5 protein-coding genes are annotated in these 6,083 nt (G+C 74.7%); 1 reads left to right on the forward strand and 4 read right to left on the reverse strand.

Annotated features, from left to right (window positions below):
- Positions 1-15: 15 nt before the first annotated feature.
- Positions 16-987, forward strand: coding sequence for a hypothetical protein (locus tag AC1DCG_RS10820; protein ID WP_477036609.1), 972 nt, complete (start codon positions 16-18; stop codon positions 985-987).
- Between the two features lie 9 nt (positions 988-996).
- On the opposite strand, the gene fixJ is transcribed toward AC1DCG_RS10820, so the two are convergent.
- The 4 genes from fixJ to cydD form a co-directional block, all read right to left on the reverse strand.
- Positions 997-1,596, reverse strand: a complete 600-nt coding sequence (gene fixJ / locus AC1DCG_RS10825; RefSeq protein ID WP_165258037.1) for a response regulator FixJ — start codon at positions 1,594-1,596, stop codon at positions 997-999.
- Entirely contained in the window at positions 1,596-3,089 is a 1,494-nt protein-coding gene (locus tag AC1DCG_RS10830; RefSeq protein ID WP_477041480.1) for a PAS domain S-box protein, read from the reverse strand. The genes fixJ and AC1DCG_RS10830 overlap by 1 nt, the downstream gene beginning before the upstream one ends.
- A gap of 5 nt (positions 3,090-3,094) precedes the next feature.
- Positions 3,095-4,741 carry an amino acid ABC transporter ATP-binding/permease protein gene (locus AC1DCG_RS10835; protein WP_477041481.1) on the reverse strand — a complete coding sequence of 549 codons (1,647 nt, stop codon included), beginning with the start codon at positions 4,739-4,741 and terminating at the stop codon, positions 3,095-3,097.
- Positions 4,738-6,083, reverse strand: a 1,346-nt coding sequence (gene cydD, locus AC1DCG_RS10840; protein WP_477041482.1) for a thiol reductant ABC exporter subunit CydD, incomplete at its 5' end; no start/stop codon positions are given. The genes AC1DCG_RS10835 and cydD, both read right to left, overlap by 4 nt.

Here is a 6,083-nt window from a genome sequence, read left to right on the forward strand (position 1 = left end):
CAGTCGGCGGCGGCGATGTTCTCGGACCTGATCTTGAGCGCGGCGGGCGGCGAGGAGGCGGGCAAGCCGCCGCGCGATCCGCGCGAGAACGCCATCCTGGAGGCCCTGATCGAGCCAGGCCACGCAGACGCCGGGCCGCTCTTTGAGCCCCTCCTGCGCGAGGACGCCTCGCTGGACGATCTCGACCTGGGCCTGCGCTTCCTGGCTGCGAACGGCGGCTATCGTCGCGCCTACGACCTGATCGAGGCGCGCTTTCCCGCCAGGCTGGCGGCGACCGGCTCGGCGGACGAGGCCATGCGCCTGCTGCGGATCATGAGCGACGTCCAGGAAGACCCCTACGGAGGCGAACCGCCGCGCTGGCGCACCGATCCGTTCGTGCAGGCGCGGTGGCCGGCGCTGTCGACGGCCCTGGCCAAGCAGGCCCGGGCGCGCTTCGGCATGGACGACTATTTCGTCGAGGGGCCCAAGGCCCTGCTCACCAGCGACTATCGCGCCGATCCGGAACTGACGGACATGCTGTCGGGTCACGTAGCGGCGATAGGCAAGTGGGCGGTCGCCGAACTGGTCCGGCCCGAGGTGCTGGACGCCCCGGCGGCGGGCGGTCCCGACGATCCGCTGGTCCTGCCGCTCGGGATCACGCTGCGCTGGTACGGCCTGGGCGACGATGCCGACGCCGACCGGGCGCTGACCCGCGTGTTCTGCGCCGGGCCGGCCCGTCGCGCCGTGCTGTTCGACGTCTGGAGCCGCGAGGGCGGCCGGTTCGGTGCGGCCGTCGTCAAGCGCATGGCCGCCTCGCCGACTCTGGCCGACGGCGAGCGGAGCGCCCTGGCCGAGGCCGCCCAGGCCTGGGACGCGCGGATGGCCCGGGACGAAGGTCTCGGCGCCGTCGTGGCGACAGATCCCCTCCTGTCCCGCATGGCCAGGGGCGAAACGCTCACGGCCCGGCAGGTCAGGCCGCTGAAGCCGATGACGTGCCCCGCGCGCTGAGGCGGGCGTCTAGCGAACCGACAGCGTCATCCGCACCAGGGCGGCCAGGTTGTCGGCGTGCATCTTGCTCATCAGCTTGGCGCGATAGATCTCGACGGTCCGCGGGCTGATGCCGAGGTCACGGGCGATGATCTTGTTGGGGTGGCCGGCCACCACGCCGTCCAGCACCTGACGCTCGCGCTCGGACAGGGTTTCCATGCGGGCCAGCACCTGGGCCTGGTCGTCGCTGACCGTGGGCTGGGGAGCCGCCGCCAGGGCGCGCTCCAGCGCCGCCAGGATGCGGGCTTCCGAGAAGGGCTTCTCGATGAAGTCGACGACGCCGTCGCGCATGGCCTCGACGGCCATCGGGATGTCGCCGTGGCCGGTGATCATCACCACCGGCAGGCCCGAGCCCTCGGCCTTGAGGCGGCGCACCAGTTCCTGGCCGGTCATGCCCGGCATGCGCACGTCGGTGATCACGCAGCCGGGCTCGGCCTCGGGCAGCTCGGTCAGGAAGGCCAGGGCGCTGGCGTAGGTGCGCACGCGGAAATCGGCCGTCTCCAGCAGGAAGGCCAGGGAGTCGCGGGCGTCGGCGTCGTCGTCGACCACGTGCACAACGGCGTCGCTCATCAAATCGTCTCCTGGTCGGCTGCAGGCGTGCGGGTCTTGGAGGGGCCTGGGGCGGGCGGCAGGGTGAAGCGGAACACCGTGCCGCCGTCCGGATTGGCGTCGGCCCAGATGCGGCCGCCGTGGGCCTCGATGATCGAGCGCGAGATCGACAGGCCCACGCCCATGCCCTCGGCCTTGGTGGTCATGAACGGCTGGAACAGGCGCTCGCGAAACTCGTCGTCGACGCCGGCGCCGGTGTCGGCCACGGCCACCTCGATCGTTCCGTCGTCCAGCCGCCGGCTGGCCACCGACAGGCGCCGCACGGGCTGGCCGTCCATGGCCTCGACGGCGTTGCGGATCAGGTTGACCAGCACCTGCTGGATCTGAACCCGGTCGGCGAACACCGCGTCGCAGGTCTCGTCCAGGGCGATGCGGACCTCGGCCTGGCCTTCGCGCACGCCGATCAGGGCCAGGGCGCGGGCGTCGTCGACCAGTTCCGACAGGCTCTCGATGTCGCGCTCGGTGGCCCCGCGACGCACGAACTCGCGCATGCGGTGGATCACGTCGCCGGCCCGCAGCGCCTGGTCGGAGGCGCGGTCGATGGCGTCGCGCACCTTGGCCTGGTCCTCGGGCCGGCCGCKATCCATCAGCCGGCGAGAGCCGGTCAGCAGGTTGGCGATGGCCGACAGCGGCTGGTTCAGCTCGTGGGCCAGGGTGGTGGCCATCTCGCCCATGGCGGTCAGGCGCGAGACGTGCACCAGTTCGCCCTGCAGTTCCTGCAGGCGGGCCTCGGTGGCGTGGCGCTCGGTCAGGTCGCGGATGAAGCCGGTGTAGGCGCGGGTCGGGCCCTTGGTCTCGCCGACCGCCAGTTCCATGGGGAAGGTCGAGCCGTCGCGGCGCTGGCCGGTGACCACGCGGCCGACGCCGATCACCCGCTTCTCGCCGGTCTGTTCGTAGCGCGCCAGATAGCCGTCGTGGGCGCTCTGGTGCGGTTCGGGCATCAGCATGCTGACGTTTCGGCCCACGGTCTCGGCGGCGGTCCAGCCGAACAGGCGCTCGGCCGCCGGGCTGAACGAGGTCATGATCCCGCGCGGATCGATGACGACCACCGCGTCGGGCACGGTGTCGAGGATCGAGCGCAGGTGGCTGGTCATGGCCACGGTGCGGTGGCGGGCGGCGTGGAACCAGCCGCCGCCGATCGACATGCCCACCCCGATCATCAGGAACACGATGCTCGACACCGCCGTCGCCTGGTCGGGATGCGGCGAGAAGGTCAGGAACCACACGATGGCCGAGGCTACGACCGTCGAGATCAGGCCGGGCACCAGGCCGCCGAGCGCGGCGCTGACCAGCACCGACGGCACGAACAGCAGGAAGGCGGCCGGGGCGGCGTAGCGGCTGGGCAGGGCGAAGAAGAGCAGCGCGCAGGCGGCGATCATCGTGGCCGAGGCCAGGAACACGCCGGGGCGAAGCTCGCTGTGCAGCGGCCCGGGAGAGCGCGGGGCGGCGGCCATGGGCCTCAAGACTTCGCCGGTTCGATCATGCGCCGGCTTATAACCGACCCGGCGGGCGGCGACACCGTTTCCACCGCCATCGCCTGTTCGCAGAGCCTCAGCGGGGCCGGACGGTGACTGACCAGCACCAGGCCTTGCCCGGTGCGGCGCAGTCGCGCGTCCAGGCGCGCCACGACGAGGGCCTCGGTCGTCGGGTCCAGCCCTTCGGTCGGCTCGTCCAGCAGCAGCCAGGGGGCGTCGCGCAGCAGGGCGCGGGCCAGCGACAGGCGACGGCGCTCGCCGCCCGACAGCCGCTCGCCGGCCTCGCCCAGCCAGGTGTCCAGCCCCTGAGGCAAGGCGCGGACCCGCTCGGCCAGGGCCGCGTCGTCGAGGGCGGCCCACAGGGCCTCGTCCGTGGCGGCCGGAGCCGCCAGCTTCAGGTTCTCGCGCACCGTGCCGGCCAGCAGGGCGGCGTCCTGGGGGGCGTAGGCGAAGGCYGGGCGCAGGACGGCGGGCGGCAGGGCCGCGCCGTCCTGGCCGTCGAGGGCGAAGGCGCCCGCCGGAGCGGGGCGCAGGCCGAGCAGCTGCTCCAGCCGCGTTGTCTTGCCGCTGCCGGTGGGGCCCGTCAGGGCCAGGCGCGCSCCGGAAGCCAGGTCCACGCCCTGCAGGCGCAGGGCCAGGCGGCCGGGCGCCGGCGGCGGCGTTTCCTGGGGAGCATGGCGCAGCAGGGCGTCCAGCCGCTCGCCGGCGGCCTCGGCCGCGCCGTCCTGTTCGAAGGCGCGGGCGATCGGGGCGGCGGCCTCGATGGCCATCACCGCGGCCAGGGCGGCCAGCGCGGCCAGCGGCGCCGAGGCCGGGGCGGCCAGGGCCAGCACGGCGGCGATCGCCAGGCCGGTCAGCGCGCCTTCCAGCAGGCCGACCAGCCCCTGGGCGCGGGCGGCGCGCACCTTCAGCGCGTCCAGCCGGTCGCCCAGCGCCGCGATGCGGTCCAGCGCGGGACCTTGCGCGCCGTAGACCTTCAGTTCGGCCGCGGCGGCGGCGAAGGCGGCCAGGGCTTCCTTGAGTTCGCCCGCCGCGACCTGGATCGCCGCGCCGGCCGGAGCGCTGAGCCGCCGGGTCAGAACGCGGGCCAGGATCAGGTGCAGGGCGACGGCGGTCAGGATGGCGAGCGCCGGCCCGATCCCGGCCAGGGCCGACAGCGCCACGGCCATGCCGATCCCGGCGGCTGCGCCCCAGGGCGCGGACAGGCGCACGAAGCGGGTCTCGACGGCGTCGACGTCCTGCACCASGCGGGCGGCGGCCTCGCCGCGCGAGACGGCCAGGGCCTCGCGGGGCGGAGCGGCGGCCAGGGCGGCGAACAGGCGCGGGCGGATGGCGGCCAGGGCGTCCAGCGCGGCGGCGTGGCTCTGCAGGCGCTCGCCGTAGCGGGCGACGGTGCGCAGGATCGCCAGCAGGCGGATCGTGGCGCTGGGCAGCAGCACGTTGAAGGCCTGGGCCGTCGCCAGCCCGGCCGCTCCGGCCAGGGCCGCGCCGGTGATGAACCATCCCGACAGGCCGAGGAGCGCGGTCGAACCGGCCCCGACCACGACGGCGGCGGCGGCGGCCAGGATCAGCGGGCCGGCCTGGCGGCGGCGCTGCTCGGCGATCAGTCTGGAAAGCGGGCTCTTGGTCACAGGCGCACCACCTGGTCGGCGACGGCCGCGAGGGCCTCGGAGTGGCTGGCGATCAGGGTGGTGCGACCGGCGGCGGCTCGCCGGATCGCCTCGATCATCTGGGCCTCGGCGTCGGCGTCGAGGTCGGCTGTCGGCTCGTCCAGCAACAGGATGGGCGCGGGTTTCAGCAGGGCGCGGGCTATCCCCAAGCGCCGGCGCTCGCCGCCCGACAGGCCGCCGCCGCGTTCGTCCAGCGGCGCGTCGAGCCCGCGGCGGCGGTCGAGCAGGTCGGAGAGGCCGGCGCGGCGGGCGGCGGCCTCGAGGTCTTCCCGCGAGGCGTCGGGCCGGGCCAGGGCCAGGTTGTCGGCCAGGGTTCCGGCCAGCAGCAGCGGCGACTGGCCGGCCCAGGCCAGGTCGGCGGCGAAGGCGCCGGCCTCCGAAAGCCTGGCCTCGCCCACCCGCACCTCGCCGGCGGTCAGGGGCGCAAGGCCGGTCAGCAGGTTCAGCAGGGTGGTCTTGCCGCAGCCGCTGGGGCCGAGCAGGGCGGTGATCCGGCCGGCCGGGGCGACCAGGTCGAAGCCGTCTAACACCGCCGCCTCGCCGCCGGGATAGGTCACGCCCACGGCCTCGAAACGGATCTCCGGGGCGGTCGGCAGGTCCAGCGGCGCGGGCGCCGGGGCGGCAACGGGCAGGCGGGCCAGGGTCAGGGCGGCGGACTCGGCGGCCTGGCGGTCGTGATAGGCCGCGGCCAGGCGGCGCATCGGGGCGTAGACCTCCGGCGCCAGGGCCAGGGCGAAGAAGGCCCGCTTCAGGTCCAGCGTCTCGGGGACGGGGAAGGGCAGCAGGCGCAGCAGGTTGAAGCCGCAATAGACCGCGACCAGCGCCACGGACAGGGCGGCGAAGAACTCCAGCGCCGCCGACGAGAAGAAGGCCACGCGCAGCACCGCCTGGGTGCGGCGCGAAAGGTCCTGGGCGGCCTGGGCCAGGCCCGTCGTCACCCGGGTCTCGGCTTGAAAGGCCAGCACCACCGGCAGGCCGCGCACGCGGTCGAGGAACAGGGCCGATAGCCGCTCCAGGGCCAGGAACTGCCGGCGCGAGGCGTCGGCGGCCGCCATGCCGGCCAGGGCCATGGCGGCGATGAACGGCGCCAGGGTGAAGAGCTGGACGCCCGCGCAGACCGGGCTGGCGATGGCGGTCAGGCCGATCAGCAGCAGCGGGGCGACCGCCGAGGCGCTGCGGGCCGGAGCGAAGCGCGAGAAGTGGCCGTCCAGCGCCTCGACGCCCTCCATCACGGCGGTGACGGCCGCGCCGCCGCGCGGCGCGCCGGGCGCCAGCAGCGAGGCGGCCGCCTGCCGGCGGGCGT

The sequence above is a fragment of the Caulobacter sp. 10L414 genome, from assembly GCF_056395525.1.